The following is a 25,738-nucleotide window of genomic DNA, read 5'->3' as shown; positions in this document are numbered from 1 at the left end:
TAAATTTATCAATAAAAATATTAGGACACTAATTATTATGGATTAGTGTCCTTTTTTTGCTTTAAATATTTTATATAAAAAATTCTGGAAATATACGCTTATGAAAAAGATAATTTTTTTAATCTTATTTAGCATATTAATATATGGAAACATATTAAATGCCCAAGAAAAATATACAAATGCAATAATGCCTAAACTTCCTAATGCATTTGATATGTTTATAGGAAGAGAAGGAAATAATGAACTTCCTCAATACATCAAACCCGATTATTTTAGAGATGATTATAAAAGGAAACTTCCAAACACAAATGATGAAAATTTAAGTTTCTTTCAAAAGTACCCAATAGAATTTCATTTAACTACAACATTCTCATATGCCATACTTACAAACACATTTAATATGAGAGATACATTTGCAACTATTGGACAAACTTTTCATAATAATTATATACAATTTACAGGATTTATAACAGCATACGGATATTTTGATACTCATGAACCATATGAAGATTATGGATATATTAAGGGAAATGCTGGTATTTATGATGGAGGAGTACAGGCTATATTTGTTGATAGATTTTTAGTTTCTGCAAGAGGAAGAGCTACTTTTGATATAAACACCACTACTTTTATGTTAATGCCTCATTATTATGACACTACTCTAAACCCTGCTAATATTGATACTCCAGATTATTATATACCTCAAGTATTAAACGGTCCAGGTATAAGAGTTGGTTTTATAGGAAATCATTATGAAATAGCATATTCACAAGGAGATTTCAGACATAGCATACCTAAAGCATTTTTATTTAGATTCAATATACCTAATATAGAATTTAGATTTTTATACGAACATGAAAATAGAAAAGATCCACAAAACTATCATATTGATTTATTTGATTCATTGGTACAAACTTCAGCTACATTTAGATTCCCTCTTATGAATGAAACTATTTGGATTAATGCTATTGCTGAGTATACTTGGAGAGAAAATGATGCTCATTATATACGCCTTGAGCAAGGTTTTGAATGGTATATGCTTAATATTGCTTTAAGAGAGATGATACATATAAAAGATAAACAGACAAAAGCTTATTTAGAATATGCTATATTTGGTAAATTCAAAGCTGGTCCTGCTGAATTTAATGTAGGTTTTCAAGGTGCTACCGATGGAAGATATTATATTGCTGGAAATGTGGTATTTTAATAACTTGTCATATTTTATTTATGATATATAATATAAAAAATAATTATTATTTATTATAGGGTTAATAAAATGAAAAAATATCTATATATAATATCTGCTTTATTTATATTATCAATATACTCATACGCCTCTTCTATAGCATTAAGCGAAGTGCCTAAATCTGCTATAGATTTTGCAGATAAATATTTTTCAGATCATTATTTATACAGGGCATCAGAAACAGGCGGTACTTATACATTAATATTTAAAGGTGGATTGAGGATATATGTTAATTCATATGGTGAATGGAGAACTATAAGTGGATCAGGAGATGAAATATCTATAGATTATATAGAAGATAAGATAAAAAATATTGTAAAAAAAGAATTTCCTAATGAAAAAGTTGTATATATTCAAAAAAAACGTAAGGAATATAAAATTCAATTCAAAAGCAGGCATAAAATAACCGTTGATTTTGATGGAAATATAACAAAAGGCGGAAGAGATTAAATATAAAAGTTATATAAATTGAATAAAGAACAAATAAATATAATTTTTATTTGTTCTTTTTTTATACGAAATTTCATATTCCAATTTATTGAAAAAAATTGATAATTCAATAATAAAAATCTTTGACCGATAATATATAAAACTAATTATAGGGCTTTAATATGCATAAAATTTTAACTATAATAATAATCCTATTATTGATTATATCATGCCAAGAAAAACAAGAAAGCAAACAATATAGATTAAATATAGTAGAAACCAATGAAAATGTGGATATTAAAAGCCGAAATTTTGATGCTATTAACCTAATTAAAAAAAGCTCATTTACTTCATATCCTAACATCACAATAGAAAATCTTATATCATCTTTCAATTCTGTTGAATGGCAGGATTTTATATCTGAAGATGATTATAAAAGATATATAGATATAGTGGCAAGATATGGTACTAATGAATATATAATACAATTCCAAATATTAGATCAGTATAGATGGGATTTATATGCATTTGAAATGAATAAAACCCAATATACTATAGATATAGTTTCAACTGAATTATATAAATTATACACTAATAAATAATTATTTTAATTAAATGCTAAAGAGATACTTCCTCTTTTAATATCTATAGGACCTGCTATATTTCTTGAAAGTCTTATTTGTATAGATAAACTTCTATCTATATCATTACCCGTAGTCCAAGCATTTTTCTGAGGCTCGAATATTCCTACCGTAGTTCCTACACCAAATCTTCTTCCTAGAAATATTTTAACATCATAATATGTAATAACTATACCTCTAGATCCATTAACTGTTTCTTCTGTTACTTTCAAAGGTGCTACTAAAGAGGCTCGTTTTATATCATCTTCTGACATCTCTTCAACATCTTTGCCACCTATAACATAGTAAACTTTATCATTAATTTCTACAGCCTGAACTTCCTTATCAGCTCCATAAACTGTAACCTTCATTTTTGGAAGATCTTCTCTAGTTATAGTCTCTTTTTTATCTTCATTATCATCTTTTCTAACATTATCATTTTTAGGTTTTACAGTTGCACAGCCCATCAGCATACAAATCAAACTAACTGTCATCAAAACTTTTTTTAACATCATTCCTCCGTAAATTCCTAAATATAAAATTATCTATTATTATAACTATCGGAAATTATTTTAGTAATATTAAAATAATTTTTACATATTATACTTGAATAAAATTATAATAAATCTATACTAATAAATAGTTATTATAAAATAAAGAAGGTAAAAAATGAAAATTTCTGAAAATAGATATGATAATATTGTATATAATAGATGTGGTAAAAGCGGATTAAAGCTTCCCATAATATCACTCGGACTTTGGCATAATTTTGGGGAAAATTGTGATTATCATAATATGAAAGATATGATAAAAACTGCTTTTGATAATGGTATAACTCATTTTGATTTGGCTAATAATTACGGACCTCCTTATGGATCTGCTGAAAAAAGTATGGCTAAAATATTAAATTACGGACTTAATAGATACAGAGATGAACTTATAATAAGCACTAAAGCAGGATATGATATGTGGGATGGTCCTTATGGCAATTGGGGAAGCAAGAAGTATTTGATAGCAAGTATTAATCAGAGTTTAAAAAGGCTTAATTTAGAATATGTTGATATATTTTATCATCATAGAATGGATCCTGAAACGCCTATTGAAGAAACTATTGAAGCATTAACTAGAATAGTAAAAAGCGGTAAAGCTTTATATGTAGGGCTTTCTAATTATGACGGACATACTATGGAGAAAGCATCTAAATTATTATATTTATCGAATGTTCCTTTCATTATCAATCAAAACAGATATTCAATATTAGACAGAACTATAGAAAATAACGGACTTAAATTAAAGGCTAAAAAGTTAGGAAAAGGTATAATAGCATTCAGTCCATTAGCTCAGGGATTATTAACTGAGAAATATTTAAATGGTATTCCTTCAGACAGTAGAATAGCAGCAGATGGAAGATATTTAAAGAAAGATGCCATAAATAAAAAAAGTTTAAAACAGATTAAAAGTCTTAATGATTTGGCAAAAGAAAGAGGCGAAACTTTAGCACAAATGTCTTTAAGATGGGTTTTGAAAGACGAAGAGGTTACAAGCGTATTAATAGGAGCTTCAAAGTCTAGTCAAATAATAGAAAATTTAAAAATTATAAATAAAATGCCATTTACTGATGAAGAATTGAAAATAATAGATGATATTAGTTTATAATATAGAATTTTATTTTGCACAATATATCTTCTGATAATAATATATTTCACAATAAATATGATATGATATTACAAGTTTATTGACTTAGGATTATATTTTCATATACTTATATATATTATCAAAAGTTAGGAGGATATAATAAATGGAGACAAAAAAAACTTATAAAATTATGGAAATAGAATGGTACTATTTCCTAATCTTATTAGCTATTTATTTAGTAGCTGCTTTTATTGGCAAACTGCCAAATGGTATGATAGGAGCTTTAGGTTCTATATTAGTGTTAGGTGCTGTATTTGATGAGATAGGAAACAAGACACCTATAATAAAAGATTTCTTAGGTGGTGGGGCAATAGTCGCTATTTTTGCAGGCGGATTCTTAGTATATTTCAAAGCACTTCCTGAAGCAACTTTAAAAAATATAGATACATTTATGAAAGGCGGTGGATTTTTAGACTTTTATATTGCTGCTTTAATATGTGGAAGTATATTCGGTATGAATAGAAACTTCTTAATAAAAGCATTTTTAAAATACCTACCTTTAATATTAGCTTCTACTTTAATGGCACTGATTCTTGTAGCTATAGGCGGTTTAATAATGGGTTATAGTATTCAGCAAGCTATTTTATATATCGGATTACCTATAATGGGAGGCGGTACAGGTGCAGGTGCTGTCCCTCTTTCTAAAATATTCGGTAATGCTTTAAATGAAGATCCTGCACAAATCATATCTGTTATGCTTCCTGCTGTATCTTTAGGTAATGCTGTTGCTATTATTGCTGCTGGACTTCTCAATATAGTGGGAAATAAATTCCCTAATCTTTCAGGTGAAGGAAGATTGTTAGTAGGACAGGACTTAAGCGAAGTAAATGAAACAGGAAATGATAGAATAAGCCTTAAAAGTGTTGGAATAGGTATTGCTATATCATGTGCTTTCTTTACTTTTGGTTTAATATTATCCAAGTTCATACCTATACACAATTATGCTTTAATGATTATATCTGTTGCAATAGTTAAAGCTTTAAATCTCATTCCTGAAAAATATTCTGCTATATGTAGTGAATGGTATAGAATTGTAGCAGGAAACTTCACAGCGGCATTGCTTGTAGGTATAGGTATTGCTTATTTAGATATAGGAGCTTTAATAGGTGCTTTAAGTATCAAATATATAATATTAGTAATATTAACTGTTATAGGTGCTATATTAGGTGCAGGAATAGCTGGAAAGTTCTTAGGATTCTATCCTATAGAAGCTGCTATAACAGGCGGTTTATGTATGGCAAATATGGGTGGTACAGGAGATGTTGCTGTTTTATCTGCTTGTCATAGAATGGGGTTAATGCCTTTTGCTCAGGTTTCTTCAAGAATAGGAGGAGCTTTCATAATATTATTAGCAACTGCAATATTGGAATTTTTCATTTAGAATATTAAAATATTGATATACAAATTATTTTATAAGGAGTTTTAATAAATGACAGACGAATTAAAAATAAAAGCTTTGGAGTATCATTCCAAAGGTAAAGCTGGTAAAATAGAAGTAATAGCTACAAAACCTTGCAAAACTGCTGATGATTTATCTTTGGCATATACTCCTGGTGTTGCTAAGCCAGTACTTGAAATAGCTGAAAATCCAAATGAAGCATATAAATATACTTCTAAAGGAAATTTGGTAGCTGTTATTTCAAACGGTACTGCTATACTTGGTTTGGGTGACAGAGGTGCTTTAGCTTCCAAGCCTGTTATGGAGGGAAAGGGAATATTATTCAAACGTTTTGCGGATATAGATGTATTTGATATAGAGATAAATGAAAAAGACCCTGACAAAATTATAGATATAGTTAAGGCATTAGAGCCTACTTTCGGAGGAGTTAATCTTGAGGATATTAAAGCTCCTGAATGCTTCAAGATAGAAAAAACTCTTATAGAAAAATGTGATATACCTGTTTTTCATGATGATCAGCATGGTACTGCTATAATATGTTCTGCCGCTTTGATAAATGCTCTTGATATTGCGGGTATAAATAGAAAAGATGCTAGAATAGTATTTAATGGTGCTGGGTCTGCTGGTATTTCATGTGCTAAGATGTTTGCAGCATTAGGAGTACCTAGAGAAAATATTATTATGTGCGACAGTAAAGGTGTTATCACTAAAGACAGAATAGAGTCTGTTACTAAAGAGAAAAGAGAATTTGCTACAGATGCAAAAGTTAAAAATTTAGAAGAAGCAATAAAAGGAGCTAATGTATTTGCAGGGCTTTCTGTTGCTGACTGTGTTACTGAAGATATGGTAAAATCTATGGCTAAAAATCCTATAATATTTGCTATGGCTAATCCTAATCCTGAAATACAATATGAGAAGGCTATAGCGATAAGAGATGATTTGATTATGGCTACAGGAAGAAGCGATTATCCTAATCAGATTAACAATGTTTTAGGTTTTCCTTTCATATTCAGAGGTGCTTTAGATGTGAAAGCAAAAGCTATATCCGAAGGTATGAAGATGGCGGCTTCATTGGCATTAGCTGCTCTTGCTAAAGAGAAAGTACCTGAAGAAGTTTTCAAAGCATACGGAAACAAAACTTTTGAATATGGTAAAAATTATATAGTACCTAAGCCTTTTGATCCTAGGGTTATTGAGTGGGTTTCTCCTGCTGTTGCTAAGGCGGCATGCGATGAGGGACTTGCTAAAGAGCCTATTACTGATTTTGAAAAGTACAAGGCTTCTTTGACAGAAAGAATGAAAAAATATTGGGAATAATTTCCTGATTTTCTAATAATTTAGGCTTTGCTTATATTTTTTGTATAGGCAGAGCTTTTTTATTTATTGTTCATTTGCTAGTTTTTTTAACGCACGGTAAATGTACTCTTATATATTATTACAATTAAAATTCTAAACAAATTTATATTTAATAATTGAATTCTGCGTGCGTTGATTGCATAGAAAATTTTAAAAAAACTTGGGCGGGTGCAGAAATTTATAATTAGACAGTAGGGATAATTAAAGAAGACATTAATAGTAAAACAAAAAAGAATAAAGGGCGGGGAGTGAAAATCAATTTTTAAATTTATTAATATTTTATAATTTGTATATATAATTAAAGTTACCATGCATTAAATAATTTTCTAACAATATTAAATCGAACTTAATCAAAACTCACAAAAATACGACAAATTAATTTTTATATTTTCTTTTTCAAGAGTTACATTATCATTTAATATATAACTCTCAAAATTTTGTTTTGTATCTGTCAGTTTTGCATTACTGCATGATGGCAAACTAATTAATATTAATGTTACCATAAAAATAGATAAGATTTTTTCATATTTTATCTTAATATCAAGAACTATTTATATTCTGATATATAACTAAATAAAAAATAAATTGGGTGCTTCAAATAATATATGCATAAAAAACTATTCTAATTCCCACCCTATTTCCTTAATAATAAAATATGCATTTATATTTTTTATTTCCTTAAATACTTAAACTGAATTTATAGCACCCACCCTAGATTTTTTTAAATTTACTGCTTATTCAACGCACGAATAGCAAAATTTATAATATAGCATAATTATCAATTCATATCCAAATTATTTATAAAATTTTACTTACCATGCGGTTAATCTAACAATATTATTGACATTAAACAAAAATAGAAATAATATTTAAATATGAAACTTGTTATTGAATAAAGCTCCAGCAATATTTTTTATTTATTGTTTGGGGCATACTAAAGAAACATTATTCTATAGCTCTTTATAGATTTTCACTTCATTTAGTATGCATTATGTCTTTAATGTTAATTCAAGGAAAGTTTCATGTATTTAATAAAATTTTCATTTATACTATTTATTTCAAATATACTTCAATATCTATATAGTATTATAGATATAATATTTATTTCGCATATAGTTGGAGATTATGGTGTTGTAGCATTAGGAAATGCTTCTTCACTTATGTTTATTATAACTTCTGTATCTTTAGGGTTATCAATAGGAGGCTCTATTATAATTTCTAAATATAGAGGGGCTAATGATACTATAAAATATCAGCAAAGTATTACAGCTTTATTATTTTTATCAGCCTTATTTTCTATAATAATTTCAGTATCTGGTATAATATTCTCCAAACATATATTAATATTTATGAATGTGCCAAAAGAGACTTTCAATTATGCTTATGACTATATTAGAATAATTTTTTTCGGTGTGTTTTTTATTTTCTTATACAGTTCTATATCATCAGTAATAAAATCAAGCGGAAAAGAAAATATATCATTATGCTTTATAATTATTGCTTCAATAACTAATATACTATTAGACTTTTTATTTGTATATATATTAAAATTATCAGTAAAAGGTGCTGCTTTTGCTACTGTGATATCTCAGGTTTTAAGTTTTTTATTATCATTATATTTCATAAGAAAGAATATATTTTTTAGTATAGATATAAAGATAATAAAGGAATTGATAAATGTATCTTTTCCATGCATATTTCAAATGCTTATTATAAATATCTCTTTTTTTATTATCAATATAATGATGAATAAATATGATGTGATAGCAGGTTTTACTATAGGGCTTAAAATCAATACTTTTATTGGTATGATATCATGGTCTATAGGTGAAGCTTTAAGTATATTGGTTTCAAAAAGCATTGGAGAAAAAGATTATATAAAAATAAAGAATACTGTTATATTTGCTTTATTTTTTAATATTTCTATTACTATGACTGCTGTTGTATTTATACATATATTTGCTAAAAACATTATATCTATATTTTATAATGGCAATGATAAAACTATAAATGATATTATATTTTATCTAAGAGTATGTGCTTCATTTAATTGTATAACATATGCTATTATGTATATGCTTGACAGCTTTTTAATAGGAATTCAAAAATCATATTTAGCTTTTATTAATTCTTTTATAGATTCAATTATTTGTAAAGTGATATTATCTATGATATTAGAAATTAGTATTGGTTTTATAGGCATATATATTTCTATGGCTGTATCAAGTGTTATGCCATCAGTTATAGGTATGATTTACTTTTTAATGTTTATAAGAAAATATAAATTAAATAAATATTAAAAATATATAGGTTTGAAAGCGTATATGTTTTTGCATGCATATACGCTTGTATTTATCTTTTATATGTTAAATTAAAATTTTAATCACATTGCCCACCCTCTTAAATTTGTTAATTTCATTTGTCATTTCTGCATTATATTTTCTTTTACTTGTAGCTGTTATTATAGCACCCACCCAAGTTTCTTTTAAATTTATTGCATCATCACCGCACGCAGAATGACATTTAAAATATAAGTTTGTTTTGAATGTTAATTTAAATTATTTATAAAATTTCATTAACCGTGCGTTTAGTGTATTATAAATTTATTATAGTTTTTAATGCAATAAAAAAGTGCAGACCTTAAATTAAGATATGCACTTTAATGTTTTTATTTATTTTTTAGCTTTTTTCTTTTTCTTTATAGAAGGAAGCTCATCATAAATCTCTTTGAATAAATGCCCAAAGAAATCATTATCATATTTATTAATATCTTCTATAAATATCATATCTTTAGCATTCTCATAAGGCGGCTTTAATATATAATCTTTTATTAAAGTTTTTGCCTTATCAGTAAGCTTTATAAAAAGATGATTATCGCATACATAAGATGTTATTTTTTTCTTATAATAGATTATGTATTCACCCATCATCTGTTTATAATCAATATCATCTAAAGAATCTAGTTTGTTTAATACTAAATTAAGGAATTCTTTAGATGACGGCATTAATTAACCTTTTCTATTTTATCAAAACCAGTAAACGGTCTTAAAGCTTCAGGAATCATAACGCTTCCGTCTGCCTGCTGATAATTCTCAAGTATGGCAATCCAAGTTCTTCCAACAGCTATTCCTGAACCGTTTAGAGTATGTACTAATTCTGTTTTACCGTTTCTTCTAGTTCTCATCTGCATTCTTCTTGCCTGATAATCCCAGCAGTTGCTGACACTTGAAATCTCTCTGTAAGTGTTCTGAGAAGGAAGCCAAACCTCTATATCAAAAGTTTTATAAGCAGCATTTCCTATATCACCTGAAGAAAGAACAACTACTCTATAAGGAAGCTCCAAAGCCTGTAAAATACTTTCAGCATCTTTGAGCATTTTTTCATGCTCTTCTTTTGATTTGTCGGCAGCACATACTTTAACTAGCTCAACTTTGTCAAATTGATGCTGTCTTATAAGTCCTCTCATGTCCTTACCATAAGAACCAGCCTCAGAACGGAAACATGGAGTATAAGCAGTAGCATATATAGGAAGCATATTTTCTGGAATAATTTCTTCTCTGTAAATATTAGTTAAAGGCACTTCTGCTGTAGGTATAAGATATAATGCAGGATCATCTGTAGTTTTGAATAAATCTTCTTCAAATTTAGGAAGCTGACCAGTTCCAGTCATAGTTCTTCCATTAACAAGCATAGGGGGTATATATTCAGTATATCCATGCTCTGTAGTATGTTTTTTAAGCATAAAATTAATTAATGCTCTCTCTAAAGCAGCCCCTTTTCCTTTCATAAGAGAAAAACGCGTTCTTGCCATTCTCACTGCTCTTTCAATATCAAGTATATCAAGTCCCAAAGCTACATCAACATGATCTTTCACTTCAAAATCAAATTTACGAGGCTCTCCCCATCTTATAATCTCTTTATTCGCATGCTCATCATCTCCATCTGGTACATCTTCTGAAAGCATATTAGGAAGATATAATATTTCATTATTAACAGCTTCTTCAAGCTCTGATAATTTTTCTTCTTTTTTATTTAAGGATTCTGTAAATAATTTCATCTCTTCTTTAATTTGCTCAGCCTCTTCTTTATTGCCAGACTTCATACATTCGCCGATTTTTTTAGAAGATTCATTCTTTTTTGCCCTATCCTGCTCAACTTCTTTTAATAAATTAAGTCTCTCATGCTCTAATGATTTTAATTTATCAAGTGAAACTTTACTTCTTCTCTTTTGTAAATTCTTCTCTACTAATTCTATATTTTCTCTTATTAATTTTACATCTATCATGATAAAAATCCTTAAATAAAAATTTAAATAAATTATACAACTTATTTAAAAATAGTAAATTGAATTTTATTAAATTTTATACTAATCAAATACTATTTTATATATGCCCGCCCTATATATTTTTTACCTTAATTCATATACATGCTTTTTATTTTCTTTTTGTTTAAATATGTATTTTAACACCCACCCAAGTTTTTTTAAATTTATTGCTTATTAAAACGCACGCAAAACGAAATCAAAAATATAAGCTACATTGAAATTATAATTTAAACAATGGAAAAAGCTTCATTATCCGTGCGTTAAAAAAATGTATAAGAAATATCTAAATTCAATTTATAATAAAAATGAAAACTCTTTAACTTAGATATTATCATTAATAAAAAATAGGTATAAGTTAATTTTCTGCCTATTTTTATGTACTATTGACATAGCATAAATATAAGTTATAATAAAAAACAACTAGGGGGGTATATGATATTAGATGAAGTAGAAAAATATTTTAACATGATAAAATCTTCAGAATTAAAAGCTATGTATGAAGATGATTTCCAATTTGAAATTTTAAAAAACAAAGAAGAGTTAGAAGATCATATATATGATTTAGATGATAATGAAAAAATAAGAATTAGAAATGCTGTTGTAAATGAATTAAAAGATAATAAGAAAATAGTATTCTATACTTCTGAAAGTGTCGGAGAAGTTTATTCAAGTGTTGAAGATTTTTTGGTTTATCTCCTTAATGAAATACTATATCAAAAATTACTCATAAAAAGTGAAAGAAAAACATTATCTGATAATTTTATGGAATTAGAAATATCTATAAAAAAACTTCTTATACTAATTTGGACTAAATAAATTTTATTTATTATTGAGGTATTTATTATCATGAACAAAGTTTATATTTTATTATTTTTAAGTTTTGTATTTATTTCATGCTCTTCATCTGGAAAATCATATTTTAATGTTTTATCAGCAAATAAAGAAAATGATAATATAAAAGTAGTTGTTGAAGCTAAAAAATCAGGTAGACAGTCAGAAAATATATTTTTAGTTTCGCAGTTTATGAATGATGATGATGTTATAGTTAATACTTCTATGTTGCAAATAGGACCTATGATGTTTGATGCGGGAAAATATGAATTCAATGTTCCAATACCTACAAATAGTTTTACTAAATATACTAATTTTATAGAATATATATCTCCTGAAAAAGCCCAGAGAGTGGCAAATAATAGCGGATTTGGAAACAGTTTTTTTACTTATTGGATGCTTATGAATCTAATGGAAAGCAGAAGACCAGTATATTATGATGATTATGGCAGCAGAAGAACTATTAATAGAAATTATTACGATGATAGAAATACAACTAAAAAAACAACTGTAGATAATAATTCTACCACAAAAAGAAGAACTTTATTTAAACCAAGTTCTGGAAGCTCAACAAGAAAAAAATCTACTTTCAGACGCCCTTCCACTAGAAGAAGAAGATAAAATATATCTTTGACAAAGTAATGAATTTAGTATATTATAAATTTCATTAAAATTTCAGAGAGCATTAAAAAAATGAAAAAACAAAAAAATGAAGAAGCGGTAAGATTAGTAAAGATAATATTAGAATCTGGTTTTGCAAGCAGAAGAAACTGCGAAAAAGCAATAATATCTGGAAGAGTTAGAGTAAATAATCAAGTAATATTGGATCCAGCATACAGAGTAAAAGAAGAAGATTGCGTTTCTATAGACAGACAATTAATAGAAAGACAAACTAAAAGATATATGGCATTATACAAACCTCTTGGAGTTGTAAGTACTACTAAATATTTACCAGGAAGAAGAATAATCACTGAATTTTTTAAAGGTATAAAAGAAAGACTATTCTATGCTGGAAGACTAGACTCTGAATCAAGAGGAATAATGATAATTACAAATGATGGGGAGTTTGCAAATATTATTACGCATCCTTCTTATGAAATATTAAAAGTTTATGATGTTACAGTAAATGGCAAAATAGATTCACAATCGCTTTTGAATGCAAGTAAAGGAATTACCATCAAAAATGTTTCATACTCTCCTTTCAAATTTAAAATTCTATCTAAAGGAAGAGTTCAAAGTAAAATTCGTCTTACTATCAATGAAGGTAAAAATAGAGAGATAAGAAAGATATTTGATTATCTTGGATATAAAGTTATAGATTTGGAAAGAATATCTGTAGGATGTGTCGGTAAATATGATGAAACTTCAGGTACTTTAGAAGCAGGACATATTCGGAATTTAACTAAAAAGGAAATAGAATTCTTTTTTAATCAGAAAAATAAAAAATTAAAAGATATAGAAAATATATTTGCCAATATTGATGATTATGATGATATAGATAATAATTATAATGAAGATAATATTTTAGAAAATACTTATGAAGAAAACAATAAAGAAAATAAAGAAAGAGAAGAGAAAAAAGAAAAAAAATATGATAAATCTAAATGGGCAAAAGCTAAACCAAAGAAAAAAAGATTATCTGTAAAAAAAACAAATACATTTCAAAATAAAATAAGCAAATCTAATAATAATCAAAAAAGAAATAAAACTTCAAAAAAAAGATAAAGTATATTATTTAAGTATAAATTTTTAAATTTTTTTAATTAAATATTTCTTTAGGAAGATAATGAATATTACATCCGATTATATTAAGCCCTTTAAAATTAATAAGTTTTTTGATATCGCTGTCAATAGTTGTTATATCTATTATTAATTTATAATTATGACAAAAATGTCATTTAAATAAAAAAATACACATATTTTTATATATTATCAGAATATAGAAAATTTTTTAAATAATTGGGATAATCTATCTCAAATTCCAATACTTCTTTTGTTATAGGATGAATAAATTCTATTTTTTTGGCATTAAGCATAAGTCCTGAATATTTATTAAAACTTTTTGAATATATTTTATCTCCAGCTACAGGAAACCCTCTATACGATGAATGAACCCTTATTTGATGTGTTCTTCCTGTTTTTAAATTAATTTCTGCAAGTGTATGACTTTTGAATCTTTTTAAAACTTTAATATAAGTAAGTGCCTCTTTTCCATCATCTCTTACAGTCATTTTTTTTCTGTATAGATGATGCCTTCCTATAGGTAAATTTATCTCCATACAATTATCTTTCAATAATCCTATAACTATAGCATGATAAATTTTCTTTATGGTTCTGTTTTTAAACTGCTCTTGAATACTTGATACTATATTAGAATTTTTGCCAACTATCATAAGTCCTGAAGTATCTTTATCGAGTCTATGTATAATTCCAGCCCTGCTCTTATTGCCAACAAAATCGAAATCTTTTATATTATAAAGAAGGGCATTAACCAAAGTTCCAGTCATTTCAGAAGGCGAACAATGAACGCTCATACCAGCAGGTTTATTTATTACAAGCAAATATTTATCTTCATAAACTATATCTAAATCAATATCTTCAGGTATAGGATTTTCTATATCTGATTCTTCTTTTGATAGGGCATTTAAATCTATTATTATTTTATCTTTTAATTTTAGAGAATAAGATAATTTTTTTTCTATATCATTAACGGTTATAGAAGTTATATAATTTTTTACCTGACTTCTTGTAATATTTAATTTTTCGCTTATAAATATATCAAGTCTTTTATTTATATCATCTTCATTAATAATAAATGATTTTTTATTTTCATCTGATAAATCAATTTCATCATCTCCTAATAAATCATCATTATTTTCAAAATCTTCACTCATATAATTATTTAACTTCATTATTAAAGATTTTCTTCTTTACCATTATCAATTTTCTTTTTATCAAAATCTTCTTTAAATAAGAAAACTCCTATAGCAATAATACATATACCTATAGTAATAGAAGCATCGGCTATATTGTAGTTATATGGAAATCTTATAGTTTCATTAAAGCCCATACTGATAAAATCTGTTACATATCCTCTCATAATTCTATCAACTAAATTCCCCATAGCACCGCCTAATACCATAGTAAATCCTATCATAGATAATTTTTGTTTTTTCACATTAATAGAAATCATTATAAAAAATACTATTATCATAGCAAAAAATACTACAACTTTTAATAATTCTGGTATTATATGCTGAATAGTTTCAGGAACATTATTTAAAAATCCGAATGATACTCCGTAATTTCTTGTATAAACAAATACAAGCATATCACCTATCACTCTTTTAATAACAATTTCCTGAAGATATTTATCTATAAAATATTTAGATACTGTATCAACTACAAAAATTAATATAGATATTAAAAAATATACTTTTTTTATTTTTATTTCTTCTATAATAGAATTTAATTTTATCATACTCTATTTCATCTCTTAAATTAATTTGATATTTTTTATAATAATGCTTATTTTATAATGATAATAATTTATATTTCTAAAAATTACAAGCCATTTTTATAATGCATATACATTTACTTTTTTTTGTAATTTATGTTATAATTGAAAAAGAAATAAATTATAGGAATTATATGGACTTAAAAGATAAAGCACAAAAAATAATAAATGCAAAAGTTCTAGTAATAGGCGATTTAATGCTTGACAGATTTACATATGGGGATGTAATAAGAATATCTCCAGAAGCTCCAGTACCTGTACTTCATGTAAATCATGAAGAGAATTATTTGGGAGGGGCTGGAAATGTCGCTAGAAATATGGCGGCTTTACTTGGAAATAATAATAATGACAATATATTGATGATAGGGGTTATTGGAAAAGATAAATCAGCAGATATTATAATGGATAATCTAAACTACTCCAATATAACTTCAAAAGGAATAATAATAGATGAAAGCCGATCTACTATCACAAAAACTAGAATAGTAGCTGGTATTCAGCAAATAGTTCGTATAGATGAAGAGGATACTGTTCCTTTTTCTTCAGCTATCACAAAAAAAATGGAAAAAATATTTATAGAAAATGTTAATGATTATAATGTTGTTATAATAAGTGATTATGCAAAAGGGATTATAACAAGTTCATTAGCTAAAAAAATAATAGATATATGTAATAAAAAAAATAAGCCTGTATTAATTGACCCTGCAATAAAACATTTTTCTTTTTATAAGAGAGCTACTTTAATGACTCCTAATTTGAAAGAGGCAGTTGAAGGAGCTGAAAGTAAATTTCCTTTTTATGAATTTGATGAAAAAGCAATAAAAGTTTTGGGAGAGAATATCATAAAAAAATTAAATTTAGCAAAATTAATGATAACATTAGGGGCAAATGGAATGGCTTTATTTGACAAAGACATAAAAACTAAAAACAGTCCATATATAATACCTACAAAGGCAAAAAGCGTATTTGATGTTTCAGGAGCTGGAGATACTGTTATATCGGTACTTGCTATGTGCTTATCGGTGGGATTATCATTTAAAGAATCTTCTGAGATTGCAAATGCTGCTGCTGGAGTTGTTGTAGGTAAAAGAGGAACTTCTACTTTGACTTTAAAAGAATTAATCAATGCTTTATAAATTAGGTGTTTTATTTTTATGAAGAGAAAATTACTGATACTACTATTATTTATTGTTTCATGTTTGCCTAAACCTTTAATAGTACCTGCTAAAGTCGTTACTCAATTTGATTTGGGAAATGATATAGGAATTTATAGTAATGAATTTGTAGATTTGGATAGTCCTAAAATATATAAAGTAGATAATGAATATTATTTTGGAGATTTTTATAGAATTAAAAATGATACTGTTTATGCATTAGATTTGTATAATTCAAGAATGGTAATAGCTTCTGGAAGTAATATAAAATATTTTCCTTTAGAATATAAAAATCTTGAAACTTCAAAAATATCACTTATAGATTCAAATTCTAATGTATATATAACTGGATATAATTTAAGATATGTAGGAGATGTTGTTGTAAGTAATGTTATGATGTCATTACCCTCAGAAAGTCCTTCTACAGAGGGAGATGATGCTCCTCGTATAGAAACATATACAGTTAAAGTAACTAATACCAACTACACTAAAGTAGGACTTGTTTCTTTAAATAAAATTTCTCCTGAAGGAAAAACATTATACAGTATAGATACAATTATAGATAATGAATATGAATCTATAGTAAAGCTATTAACATTAACTAATGATAAATTTGCTATATTAAAAAGAGATAAAGAAAGAATACCAATACTTGATATATATGATATGAATAGCGGAAAAATGGAAAATAGATATTCTCTTAAAGAAGTAGAATATATGGATACAAATAAAATGTCATATAGAGAAATAGTAGATTGTGTTTATGTAGCGGAGAGAGAAGTACTTGCAATACTCACAATGAATATAGTAGAAGGAAAGCATCAGGAAGATATTGTATATACAAGTAGATTGGATAATTTTGATTTACAATCATCTTATAAAATACCAAACCGCGATAATTCTTTGGCAGTAGGAATGTCAAGCACAGGTAGAGTTACATATACAGGAATGGATAATGGAATGTATTTCTTTATACGGACAAATCCTTTTCTCTCACAGAATCATATTAAAGAATATTTAGGGACAGATGGATTTAACAAATTAAGAGGAATACATATGTTTGATGATTCTATTTATGGATTTATGGTAGAAAATAGAGTAATAAAGTTTCATAACTATTAAATATTTTAAATACTTTTTTGAAATGCTATTCTATTATCTCCATTCATTTTTAATATAATAGTACCGCATTGTTCAAAACCTTCTTTTTTGAGGAAATTAAGCATAGGTATATTATCTTTATAAGTATCTACTCTTATATTACCGCATATTTCTAAACAAAATTTAAGACAGAAAGAGGCAACTCCTTTTCTTCCGCCCATTACTGCTATTCTATGTATTGTGCCGTATTCATCATCATTAAGCCAATTACCATCATATATTTCATCATAATTTTCATCTTCCCCTATCATAAAAGAAAATGTACCTACTATATCTCCATTATCATCTATGCATACATAGCTACTGTCATTTTGTATATCTATTTCAACATATTCTCTATTAGGATATCCATTTACCCATTGATTTGGATTATTATTTTCTGCCATAAACTTTATAGCATAATCAAAAATTTCTAAAATTTTTTCAATATCATTAACTGTAGTTTTTCTTATATGCATTTCATTACTCCATTATTCTTTATTATTGTTATGCCCATTTGGTGTCCCTATAATAAGCTAGAGAGCAAACTTACTATCGTTTCTTTATTTTAATTCTAATATTTCAAATTATTATTTTCTTTTAAATAATAAAAAATAGCTTCTACATCTTTTTTACTAAGATTGATTTTTGAAAATAAATCAGCTCTATTTTCAAAAGTTTTTATAATGCTTCTTTTTCTTCTATACTCATCAATATTTTTATGATTTCCAGAAAGCAAAATATCAGGCACCTTCATACCATCTATTTCAGGAGGTCTTGTATATTGTTCATACTCTAAAAGTCCGCTACTATTCTCTTCAAAAGTATCGCTTATTACAGACTCATCATTATTCATGACACCTTTATATCTTGACACAGCATCCAACAATAAAAGTGCAGGTATCTCTCCACCGCTTAAAACATAATCTCCTATACTTACTGCCTCATCTGCATATTTTTCTTCAACTCTATAATCTATTCCCTCATAATGCCCTAGTATCATAGTGATATGTTCTTTACTAGATAATTCCCTTATCTTTTTTTGAGTAAGAGTTTTTCCTGACGGTGAAAAAATAATAGTGTATCCTTTTTTATGACTTTCAAAATATTTCTTGAATATATTATAAGTCATAATCATACCAGGTCCACCTCCGTATGGATAATCATCGCATTTTTTATAATTGCCTTCTCCGTATAATCTCATATCTTCAATATTTAAATTAATTTTCTTTTCATTAATAGCCATATTGATAATACCCATAGAGATAGGGCTTTCATAAAATTTTGGAAAAAGCGTGAGGATATCTATTATCATTTTAGCATTATACTATATAAAAGCCATATATCAAGTATTTACTTCCAAATATAGATTTGACTTTTGATTAAAAATCATTTAGAATGTTCAAAATTATTAAGGGGATATAGCTCAGTTTGGGAGAGCATCACAATGGCATTGTGAGGGTCGTGGGTTCGAGCCCCATTATCTCCAAATTAACTTCATCTATATTTTACGCAAGTTTAATAAAATTTCTAAAATAAAAAAAATTTTTATTTCAAATAAATAATATATTTTTAACCTCATTCTGCATATGCTAAATAGACAATAAATTTTAAAAAACTTTGGTGGGTAGCAAAAATAACTCTTAAAATTACAAAATACAAAAATACCATCAATTATAGCATACAAGATATTGCAGCATCAATATTATATACAAATAAAACATCAATAATAAATAGAATATTTTTATATAAAAGGCAAAAAATAAAGACTGTAAAAAAAGATATTCACAGCCTTTATATATTTATAATTTAATATTTTAAGTATTACCCATTAGCAAGCTTTATAAACTCATCAGCTTCCATTATTTGAATACCTAAATCTTGAGCCTTTTTTAATTTGCTTCCAGCCTTCTCCCCTACAATTAAAATGTCAGTATTCTTTGATACAGAAGACTGAACATTTGCCCCTAATCTCTCGGCAGTTTCTTTTGCAGAAGTTCTTGTAAAACCTTCTATTGAGCCTGTTATTACTACATTCTTTCCAGTGAGAGGAGATTCTACAATTAAAAGTTTTTCAAATACGGGATTAACACCAGCTAAAAGCAAATCGTCTATTAACTTCAATGAATTTTCACTATTAAGAAAATCATGTATACTTTTAGCACTTATCTCTCCTATACCTTCAATATTTTCTAAATCTTCAATAGTAGCTTTCTTAAAATTACCTATTGATGTAAAATATTTAGCAAGCAAGTCAGCAGTAGTTTCTCCAACCTGACGCATACCCAATGCATATATAAATCTTTTTAAAGTAGTATTTTTACTATCTTCAATAGATTTAAGCATATTATCAGCAAGTTTCTCTCCCATTCTATCAAACTTAAATAAATCTTCTCTTTTGATTTTATAAAGGTCGGCAGGATTTTTAACAAGTCCACTTTTAGTAAATGCGGCAATCCATTCCTTTCCTATACCGTCCATATTCATAGCAGGTTTTGAAACAAAATATTCTATATATCTTGTAATCTTACTAGGACATTCTTCATTAAGGCATCGCACAATAACATCACCATCAGTTATAGCAGTATCTCCTCCGCATACAGGACATTTATTTGGAAACTCAAAAGGTTTGCTGTCAGAAGGACGCTTTTCTAATACCACTCTAGTAATTTTTGGTATAACATCTCCTGAGCGTATAACTACAACAGTATCTCCTATTCTTATATCCTTTGACTTTATTTCATTAGGATTATGAAGCGTAACATTAGAAACGGTAACCCCTCCAACCTGTACAGGCTCTAATTTCGCAACAGGAGTCATTGCACCAGTACGTCCAACTTGAACTTCAATATTTTTTAGAATGGTTTCTTTTTCTTCAGGTTTGAATTTAAAAGCAACGGCAAATCTAGGAGCACGCGATAAAAATCCTAATTTCTCCTGATACTTAACATCATCAACCTTTATAACAAGTCCGTCAATCTCATAATCCATTTTGCTTCTATTTTCTTGTATATTATAGTAGGTTTCTAATACCTTCTTTGCATCAATATTTCCATGAACACCCTCTACAGTAAAACCTAAATCGGATAGGAATTCCATAGATTTATATTCATTAGTCAAATCAAAATCTTTATAATTGGCTATTTGATAAGCAAAAAATTTTAATCTTCTTTTCTTACTTTCTGAACTATCTAATTGTCTAAGTCCACCAGCAGCAGCATTTCTTGCATTGGCAAAAGGTATTTCTTCAAGTTCCTCTCTTTCTTTATTTAAAGCCTCAAAATCTTTTTTTGTTATTAAAGCTTCACCCCTTATAATAAGTTTCTTTTTTTCTTTTATGCTTTTAGGTACATTGCTCATCATTTTAACATTATTAGTAACATTCTCACCAATCTGTCCGTCCCCTCTTGTACTTGCAACTGTAAGTTTTCCTTTATCATATATAAGCTCTAAAGCAAGTCCATCAAATTTATTCTCCACAGTATATTTAATATTGCTAGTGTTAAGCTCCTTTTGCATTCTATTATCAAAATCCCAAAACTCCTCTTCATTCATAACATTTGAAAGAGAATACATTGCAATAGGGTGTTCAAATTTCTCAAACTTTTCTAGTATTACTCCCCCTACTTTATTTGTAGGACTATTATCTTTTTTTAGTTCTGGAAACTCCCTTTCAAGATTTTCTAATTCCCTAAAAAGTTTATCATATTCATAGTCTTCTATTTCAGGATTATCATTTGTATAATAAAGTTTATTATGGTAATTAATAGTTTCTGTTAATTGTTCAATCTTTAGTTTAGCTTCTTCTATATTCATAGTTTTCCTTTATAAAAATATTTAATTTATAGTTTTATAATTATCTAAATATATTTTGATTATTTTAATAAAAATATATTTTATATCAACTTTTTTTTGCCTAAAAAGTTTCAAAAAAACTAATTAAAAAATCAATTATTTACTATAATCAATACCATTTTTAGTACAGAACTCTATACCTACATTGTCATTTTCTTTTGCAAGCTTTATCAAGTACTTTTCCATTTTCGGTTTTAATTTATCATTAGCTATTTTGTATGCTTTTTCAAAATTTTCTAAAGATTCAGATTTTAATTTCCCATATTCTTCATCTGAAATATTTTGTTTTTGAATGTTAGCAAGTATATTTTTAATGTAACCTATACAGCTAAAAGTTCTTGTATTTCTTTTTCTAATTCTTAAGCTTTGTAAAAATCTTTTAAATAGAAAATTAATTTTATTTTTGAAACGATAAACTTCTTCTATTATAAAAATATAATTTCTACAATAGAAGAATTTTTTTAATATGTTTTATTTATCCATATTGTTTATATGCTCATAGAAATTTAATATAGCACTATGATCTTCTTTTTCTTTATTCAATTTACTTAAGCTTTGGAATATTTCATATAATAAAGATGTAAGAGGCAAAGAAATATTTAAATTATGAGAAGTTTCAAGTACATTTTTAATATCTTTTTTATTAATATCTATTCTTCCGCCGGGCTTGAAATTATGTTCTATCATCATAGGAGCTTTTGCCTGAAGTACAGAACTATCTGCCAATCCTCCTGTAATTGCTTTTAACATTTTAGAAGGATCTATATTTAGACTTTTTGTAATTATCATAGCTTCAGATAAAGCAGCTATATTTAAATTTACTATAATCTGATTTGCAAGTTTGGTTCCTGTTCCACTTCCTATATCTCCGACTAAAGTAATATTTTTACCCATACATTCCAAATATTCTTTCACATCATTAAATACACTTTCTTTAGCACCAACCATAAATGATAATTCTCCAGTTATAGCCTTAGGTTCTCCTCCGCTCACTGGTGCATCAACATAATTAACTCCAGCATCTTCACATTTTTTACCAATCTCTTTTGAATAAAATGGAGATATAGAACTCATATCCACAATTGCAGAACCTTTTTTTAATTCATCAATTAACCCATCCTTTCCAAATATAACATCGATACTATGAGATGAATCTGGAACTATCATAAAAACCAAATCGCATTCTTTAGCAACCTCTTTTGAAGATTTAGCACCTTTAGCTCCGAGTTTTTCTAAATTTTTTATAGCTTCTTCTACTTTATCATATACAATGAGATTATATCCTTTTTTTATTAAATTGCTTGACATATGTTTACCCATTATGCCAAGACCTATAAAACCAATATTTTTAGACATTATATATCTCCTTTAATCTATTTTTTTATCAACTCCCCAACTATTAGTTTCAAAGTATCATCTTTACCAACATTTCCAGGGAATATAATATAAGGCATATTAGGAAATTTGCTTGTATCATCAGTTATCCATACAGGTATTCCAGGATATATTTGTCCTGCCACTTTTGCACATTTCACTTTTAAACCATCTACTCCTATACTACTTGAGGTAATTCCTCCTTTAGCAATAATAAAACTAGGTTTAGATTTCAAATTAGAAAATATAGAAGTTAAAGAATGAGATATTTGTGAAGCTATTTTCAATTCATCTTCCTTATTTCCAGTATTTATATCTAGTCTTTTTCTATTAGTATATATTACAACACTCTTTCCATTTTCTATATAATTATTAGTAATATTGATAACTCTGTCAACCTCTCTTTCAAGTCCGCCTTCTTCCAATACTAAATGCTGATTAAACTCTATATATTCTATACATTCTTTTATCTCTTTAAGTTTTTCAAGCTGCAAACTTGTTTTATTAACATGAGAACCAATAATTATTATTCCGCCATTATTAGTATTTTTATCTATAAGCTCTTCTTTCTTCAATAAATTCTTATTAGATACATTTCCAACAACTTTAGTAAAAGCAGCAGCCGTTCTATAAACAAATCTCTTCCCATCTAAAATGGCATTCAATAAAGATAATGTGAAAACTTTTATATTAAAATAAGATGTAGAGTTCACTATAACCTTATCAAAGTTATTACATGATTTTAATATATCAGTTATATGCTCTATATTCATTTTATTTTCATCTTCTATCGATATAGCTTTTACATTTTCCTTTTTAAATTTACCATTTGTTTTTTCCTCAATCCATTTGCATAAATCAGATTCTTTATAACCAAAAGTTTTATCCAAAGCAAATTCCGTATCTCCAGCAGGGACTAAGTAATCTCCTTCCTGTACATAATGTATATTATCTATGGTATATCTTCCTCCCTCCAAAAAGAAAGGTATTATCACTTCTCCATCTACTTTAATATTATTTTTCTCAAGAACTTTAGCTATAGTTTCTGTTTCTTCAGGATAATGTCCTCTTAATGTAGAATCCCCTCTCAAAATTATAATAAAATCCTTATTTAATTTTTTAGATACTTTTATTATATTTTCAGTTATCTCTGTATGTACTTCTATAGTTTGAGATTTAGAGAAACTTCTGGAATTGGTTAATATAAAAAACATAGAATTACTTTCATTAAACCCTTTTTCTATATTTTCTATATTCCAATTTGTATATACACTTATATTATGTACAGTTTGAACCCCTGTAGGATCATCATCTAATACTATTATTTTTTTATCAAATGTAGAAAAAATATCATTTAGTTTATCATTAATTGTTTTGATATTATTTTCATCTTTATTCTGATATTTTTCTAATATATCTATAGATAATTTTTCCATATATTTTCCTTTTAATTTTTTATATATTAATTTTTAAATGAAAATATCACATATCAATAGCATAACAAGTCCAATAGCCCATGCTACAGTTGTATTACAAGACCAATGCCTAATTTGCTCTTTAATATCCTCAACGCCCAATGTTCTATTAATAACCCAGAAATATGAATCATTAAAATAACTGAAGAATAAAGCACCAGAGCAAGAAGCCATAGTTCCTAATACTGGATTAATGCCTAATTGATTCAAAAGAGGAGCACATATAGAGCTGGATGTAACTATAGCTACTGTACCTGAACCTGCTATAAATCTTACAGCTGTAGATATTATAAATGGTATAAGTATTGCAGGTATTTTTGTAGATGCTATTAATTCTGATATAGAATTAGCTACTCCAGAATCTTTTAATATTTGTCCGAATGATCCGCCCGCACCAGTAACCAAAATAATTATACCGCATCCTGTTATACCTAATTCCATTACTTTTATAGTTTCAGTTCTGTTCATTTTATTTGTTAATGTAAATATACATACCAATAATCCTATACCTACTGCTATTACAGGATTACCTATAAATTTTAAAATATCTATTACAATATTAGTATTTCCTTCTGATAATATATTTCCTAATACAGTACCTAATAATATTAAAATGATAGGTAATAATATAGGCATAAATGAGAAAAATGCATTAGGCAAATCATCTCTTGAAGGCTTTAATTCAAAATCTTCTTCTTTAATTTTCTCAGCAGGTCTTACCCAACCGCCATCATCACTAGGAAGCTGATAAACTTTTGATCCTACATATCTAGTATATATCAAAGTACCTATAAGCATAGGAATAGAAAAAATTACCCCCATTAAAACAGATAATCCTAAATCAGCACCATAATTTACTGAAGCTGCAAGAGGTCCTGGTGTAGGCAATATCATATGATGGCTTATTACCAATCCAACTGCTAAAGCATATCCTAATATAAATATACTTTTAGATGTTTTTCTTGATATCGCCTTTGCTATAGGTGATAAAAGTATAAAACCACTATCGCAGAAAATAGGTATAGATACAACCCAACCTGTAATAGCCAATGCTATATCTTCACGTTTTTTACCAAATATCTTTACAAATGTCAATGCCATAGTTTCAGCTGCTCCAGACAATTCAAATATTTGTCCCATCATAACGCCAAAACCTATTATTATACCAATACTCGATAATGTATTACCAAATCCACTTGTTATAGCCTTTATTATGGCATCAGTACCCATTACTCCTATTAACCCTGTAATGATAGCAGCTAATATAAGTGCTGGAAAAGCATGTATCTTAGTCTTTACTATCATCACTATCAATAGTATAAC

Annotated in this window: 23 protein-coding genes and 1 tRNA gene; 13 read left to right on the top strand and 11 right to left on the bottom strand. The window is 27.2% G+C overall.

Annotated elements, in window-relative coordinates:
• The first annotated feature begins 100 nt into the window (after nt 1–100).
• From Q1J76_RS05940 to Q1J76_RS05930, 3 genes are all read left to right on the top strand, one after another.
• The gene (locus tag Q1J76_RS05940) at nt 101–1,207 is read left to right on the top strand and encodes a hypothetical protein (RefSeq protein ID WP_300368239.1); all 1,107 of its coding nucleotides are present in this window, start codon (nt 101–103) and stop codon (nt 1,205–1,207) included.
• A gap of 69 nt (nt 1,208–1,276) precedes the next feature.
• Nucleotides 1,277–1,696, top strand: coding sequence for a PepSY-like domain-containing protein (locus tag Q1J76_RS05935; protein ID WP_300368236.1), 420 nt, complete (start codon nt 1,277–1,279; stop codon nt 1,694–1,696).
• A 161-nt stretch (nt 1,697–1,857) separates the two neighbouring features.
• Nucleotides 1,858–2,277: a hypothetical protein gene (locus tag Q1J76_RS05930; RefSeq protein WP_300368232.1), complete on the top strand. Its 420-nt coding sequence runs from the start codon at nt 1,858–1,860 to the stop codon at nt 2,275–2,277.
• Between the two features lie 5 nt (nt 2,278–2,282).
• On the opposite strand, the gene Q1J76_RS05925 is transcribed toward Q1J76_RS05930, so the two are convergent.
• Nucleotides 2,283–2,807: a hypothetical protein gene (locus Q1J76_RS05925; protein ID WP_300368229.1), complete on the bottom strand. Its 525-nt coding sequence runs from the start codon at nt 2,805–2,807 to the stop codon at nt 2,283–2,285.
• A 157-nt stretch (nt 2,808–2,964) separates the two neighbouring features.
• Here Q1J76_RS05925 and Q1J76_RS05920 point away from each other — a divergent pair, with 157 nt between their 5' ends.
• The 4 genes from Q1J76_RS05920 (at nt 2,965) to Q1J76_RS05905 (ending at nt 9,045) form a co-directional block, all read left to right on the top strand.
• Nucleotides 2,965–3,951 carry an aldo/keto reductase gene (locus tag Q1J76_RS05920; protein ID WP_300368226.1) on the top strand — a complete coding sequence of 329 codons (987 nt, stop codon included), beginning with the start codon at nt 2,965–2,967 and terminating at the stop codon, nt 3,949–3,951.
• Nucleotides 3,952–4,093: 142 nt separating this feature from the next.
• Nucleotides 4,094–5,371 carry a 2-hydroxycarboxylate transporter family protein gene (locus Q1J76_RS05915; RefSeq protein WP_300368223.1) on the top strand — a complete coding sequence of 426 codons (1,278 nt, stop codon included), beginning with the start codon at nt 4,094–4,096 and terminating at the stop codon, nt 5,369–5,371.
• A gap of 48 nt (nt 5,372–5,419) precedes the next feature.
• The gene (locus tag Q1J76_RS05910) at nt 5,420–6,706 is read left to right on the top strand and encodes a malic enzyme-like NAD(P)-binding protein (protein WP_300368220.1); all 1,287 of its coding nucleotides are present in this window, start codon (nt 5,420–5,422) and stop codon (nt 6,704–6,706) included.
• 1,061 nt (nt 6,707–7,767) lie between these two features.
• Nucleotides 7,768–9,045 (top strand): MATE family efflux transporter, encoded by a 1,278-nt coding sequence (locus tag Q1J76_RS05905; RefSeq protein WP_300368217.1) that lies wholly within the window; start codon nt 7,768–7,770, stop codon nt 9,043–9,045.
• A 372-nt stretch (nt 9,046–9,417) separates the two neighbouring features.
• On the opposite strand, the gene Q1J76_RS05900 is transcribed toward Q1J76_RS05905, so the two are convergent.
• Together Q1J76_RS05900 and serS are read right to left on the bottom strand one after the other, a co-directional pair.
• Nucleotides 9,418–9,750 (bottom strand): competence protein TfoX, encoded by a 333-nt coding sequence (locus Q1J76_RS05900; protein ID WP_300368214.1) that lies wholly within the window; start codon nt 9,748–9,750, stop codon nt 9,418–9,420.
• A complete protein-coding gene (gene serS / locus Q1J76_RS05895; RefSeq protein ID WP_300368211.1) occupies nt 9,750–11,030 on the bottom strand; it encodes a serine--tRNA ligase in 1,281 nt (426 codons plus the stop codon). Before serS ends, Q1J76_RS05900 begins: the two co-directional genes overlap by 1 nt.
• 471 nt (nt 11,031–11,501) lie before the next feature.
• Between serS and Q1J76_RS05890 the strand changes: the two genes are divergently transcribed.
• The 3 genes from Q1J76_RS05890 (at nt 11,502) to Q1J76_RS05880 (ending at nt 13,625) form a co-directional block, all read left to right on the top strand.
• The gene (locus Q1J76_RS05890) at nt 11,502–11,885 is read left to right on the top strand and encodes a hypothetical protein (protein WP_300368208.1); all 384 of its coding nucleotides are present in this window, start codon (nt 11,502–11,504) and stop codon (nt 11,883–11,885) included.
• 30 nt (nt 11,886–11,915) lie between these two features.
• Nucleotides 11,916–12,521 (top strand): hypothetical protein, encoded by a 606-nt coding sequence (locus Q1J76_RS05885; RefSeq protein WP_300368205.1) that lies wholly within the window; start codon nt 11,916–11,918, stop codon nt 12,519–12,521.
• 72 nt (nt 12,522–12,593) lie between these two features.
• Complete coding sequence (locus Q1J76_RS05880; RefSeq protein WP_300368202.1) at nt 12,594–13,625, top strand: pseudouridine synthase; 1,032 nt, start codon at nt 12,594–12,596, stop codon at nt 13,623–13,625.
• A 197-nt stretch (nt 13,626–13,822) separates the two neighbouring features.
• Here the strand turns inward: Q1J76_RS05880 and Q1J76_RS05875 are convergent, their stop codons facing one another.
• Together Q1J76_RS05875 and lspA are read right to left on the bottom strand one after the other, a co-directional pair.
• Nucleotides 13,823–14,812 carry an RluA family pseudouridine synthase gene (locus tag Q1J76_RS05875; RefSeq protein ID WP_498034124.1) on the bottom strand — a complete coding sequence of 330 codons (990 nt, stop codon included), beginning with the start codon at nt 14,810–14,812 and terminating at the stop codon, nt 13,823–13,825.
• A 2-nt stretch (nt 14,813–14,814) separates the two neighbouring features.
• Nucleotides 14,815–15,381: a signal peptidase II gene (lspA, locus tag Q1J76_RS05870; RefSeq protein ID WP_300368199.1), complete on the bottom strand. Its 567-nt coding sequence runs from the start codon at nt 15,379–15,381 to the stop codon at nt 14,815–14,817.
• A gap of 170 nt (nt 15,382–15,551) precedes the next feature.
• Between lspA and rfaE1 the strand changes: the two genes are divergently transcribed.
• Together rfaE1 and Q1J76_RS05860 are read left to right on the top strand one after the other, a co-directional pair.
• Nucleotides 15,552–16,553, top strand: coding sequence for a D-glycero-beta-D-manno-heptose-7-phosphate kinase (gene rfaE1, locus Q1J76_RS05865; protein ID WP_300368196.1), 1,002 nt, complete (start codon nt 15,552–15,554; stop codon nt 16,551–16,553).
• An 18-nt stretch (nt 16,554–16,571) separates the two neighbouring features.
• A complete protein-coding gene (locus tag Q1J76_RS05860) occupies nt 16,572–17,693 on the top strand; it encodes a hypothetical protein (protein ID WP_300368193.1) in 1,122 nt (373 codons plus the stop codon).
• A gap of 5 nt (nt 17,694–17,698) precedes the next feature.
• Here the strand turns inward: Q1J76_RS05860 and Q1J76_RS05855 are convergent, their stop codons facing one another.
• Nucleotides 17,699–18,190 (bottom strand): GNAT family N-acetyltransferase, encoded by a 492-nt coding sequence (locus Q1J76_RS05855; RefSeq protein WP_300368190.1) that lies wholly within the window; start codon nt 18,188–18,190, stop codon nt 17,699–17,701.
• A gap of 95 nt (nt 18,191–18,285) precedes the next feature.
• Nucleotides 18,286–19,026: a tRNA (guanosine(37)-N1)-methyltransferase TrmD gene (gene trmD, locus Q1J76_RS05850; protein WP_300368187.1), complete on the bottom strand. Its 741-nt coding sequence runs from the start codon at nt 19,024–19,026 to the stop codon at nt 18,286–18,288.
• Between the two features lie 100 nt (nt 19,027–19,126).
• On the opposite strand from trmD, the gene Q1J76_RS05845 reads away from it, so the two are divergent.
• Nucleotides 19,127–19,200: transfer RNA gene (locus tag Q1J76_RS05845), tRNA-Ala, on the top strand.
• Between the two features lie 335 nt (nt 19,201–19,535).
• Here Q1J76_RS05845 and ligA read toward each other — a convergent pair.
• The 4 genes from ligA to Q1J76_RS05825 form a co-directional block, all read right to left on the bottom strand.
• A complete protein-coding gene (ligA, locus tag Q1J76_RS05840) occupies nt 19,536–21,527 on the bottom strand; it encodes an NAD-dependent DNA ligase LigA (protein WP_300368184.1) in 1,992 nt (663 codons plus the stop codon).
• Nucleotides 21,528–22,037: 510 nt separating this feature from the next.
• Entirely contained in the window at nt 22,038–22,922 is an 885-nt protein-coding gene (locus Q1J76_RS05835) for an NAD(P)-binding domain-containing protein (protein ID WP_300368181.1), read from the bottom strand.
• 17 nt (nt 22,923–22,939) lie between these two features.
• The gene (locus Q1J76_RS05830; protein ID WP_300368179.1) at nt 22,940–24,376 is read right to left on the bottom strand and encodes a four-carbon acid sugar kinase family protein; all 1,437 of its coding nucleotides are present in this window, start codon (nt 24,374–24,376) and stop codon (nt 22,940–22,942) included.
• A 33-nt stretch (nt 24,377–24,409) separates the two neighbouring features.
• Nucleotides 24,410–25,738: GntP family permease (locus tag Q1J76_RS05825; RefSeq protein WP_300368176.1), on the bottom strand; the 1,329-nt coding region annotated here is incomplete at its 5' end.

This window comes from Brachyspira sp., from assembly GCF_029258575.1.
In the GTDB taxonomy this organism is placed as follows: Bacteria; Spirochaetota; Brachyspiria; order Brachyspirales; family Brachyspiraceae; genus Brachyspira.
The sequence above is the reverse complement of the archived record's forward strand: the minus strand, read 5'-3'. Positions and strand labels throughout refer to the sequence as shown.

What these genes read in the sequence shown, in the direction of transcription:
- Q1J76_RS05940 (WP_300368239.1), top strand. Translation starts at nt 101, where the DNA reads ATGAAAAAGATAATTTTTTTAATCTTATTTAGCATATTAATATATGGA.
- Q1J76_RS05935 (WP_300368236.1), top strand. Translation starts at nt 1,277, where the DNA reads ATGAAAAAATATCTATATATAATATCTGCTTTATTTATATTATCAATA.
- Q1J76_RS05930 (WP_300368232.1), top strand. Translation starts at nt 1,858, where the DNA reads ATGCATAAAATTTTAACTATAATAATAATCCTATTATTGATTATATCA.
- Q1J76_RS05925 (WP_300368229.1), bottom strand. Translation starts at nt 2,807, where the DNA reads ATGTTAAAAAAAGTTTTGATGACAGTTAGTTTGATTTGTATGCTGATG.
- Q1J76_RS05920 (WP_300368226.1), top strand. Translation starts at nt 2,965, where the DNA reads ATGAAAATTTCTGAAAATAGATATGATAATATTGTATATAATAGATGT.
- Q1J76_RS05915 (WP_300368223.1), top strand. Translation starts at nt 4,094, where the DNA reads ATGGAGACAAAAAAAACTTATAAAATTATGGAAATAGAATGGTACTAT.
- Q1J76_RS05910 (WP_300368220.1), top strand. Translation starts at nt 5,420, where the DNA reads ATGACAGACGAATTAAAAATAAAAGCTTTGGAGTATCATTCCAAAGGT.
- Q1J76_RS05905 (WP_300368217.1), top strand. Translation starts at nt 7,768, where the DNA reads ATGTATTTAATAAAATTTTCATTTATACTATTTATTTCAAATATACTT.
- Q1J76_RS05900 (WP_300368214.1), bottom strand. Translation starts at nt 9,750, where the DNA reads ATGCCGTCATCTAAAGAATTCCTTAATTTAGTATTAAACAAACTAGAT.
- serS (WP_300368211.1), bottom strand. Translation starts at nt 11,030, where the DNA reads ATGATAGATGTAAAATTAATAAGAGAAAATATAGAATTAGTAGAGAAG.
- Q1J76_RS05890 (WP_300368208.1), top strand. Translation starts at nt 11,502, where the DNA reads ATGATATTAGATGAAGTAGAAAAATATTTTAACATGATAAAATCTTCA.
- Q1J76_RS05885 (WP_300368205.1), top strand. Translation starts at nt 11,916, where the DNA reads ATGAACAAAGTTTATATTTTATTATTTTTAAGTTTTGTATTTATTTCA.
- Q1J76_RS05880 (WP_300368202.1), top strand. Translation starts at nt 12,594, where the DNA reads ATGAAAAAACAAAAAAATGAAGAAGCGGTAAGATTAGTAAAGATAATA.
- Q1J76_RS05875 (WP_498034124.1), bottom strand. Translation starts at nt 14,812, where the DNA reads ATGAAGTTAAATAATTATATGAGTGAAGATTTTGAAAATAATGATGAT.
- lspA (WP_300368199.1), bottom strand. Translation starts at nt 15,381, where the DNA reads ATGATAAAATTAAATTCTATTATAGAAGAAATAAAAATAAAAAAAGTA.
- rfaE1 (WP_300368196.1), top strand. Translation starts at nt 15,552, where the DNA reads ATGGACTTAAAAGATAAAGCACAAAAAATAATAAATGCAAAAGTTCTA.
- Q1J76_RS05860 (WP_300368193.1), top strand. Translation starts at nt 16,572, where the DNA reads ATGAAGAGAAAATTACTGATACTACTATTATTTATTGTTTCATGTTTG.
- Q1J76_RS05855 (WP_300368190.1), bottom strand. Translation starts at nt 18,190, where the DNA reads ATGCATATAAGAAAAACTACAGTTAATGATATTGAAAAAATTTTAGAA.
- trmD (WP_300368187.1), bottom strand. Translation starts at nt 19,026, where the DNA reads ATGATAATAGATATCCTCACGCTTTTTCCAAAATTTTATGAAAGCCCT.
- ligA (WP_300368184.1), bottom strand. Translation starts at nt 21,527, where the DNA reads ATGAATATAGAAGAAGCTAAACTAAAGATTGAACAATTAACAGAAACT.
- Q1J76_RS05835 (WP_300368181.1), bottom strand. Translation starts at nt 22,922, where the DNA reads ATGTCTAAAAATATTGGTTTTATAGGTCTTGGCATAATGGGTAAACAT.
- Q1J76_RS05830 (WP_300368179.1), bottom strand. Translation starts at nt 24,376, where the DNA reads ATGGAAAAATTATCTATAGATATATTAGAAAAATATCAGAATAAAGAT.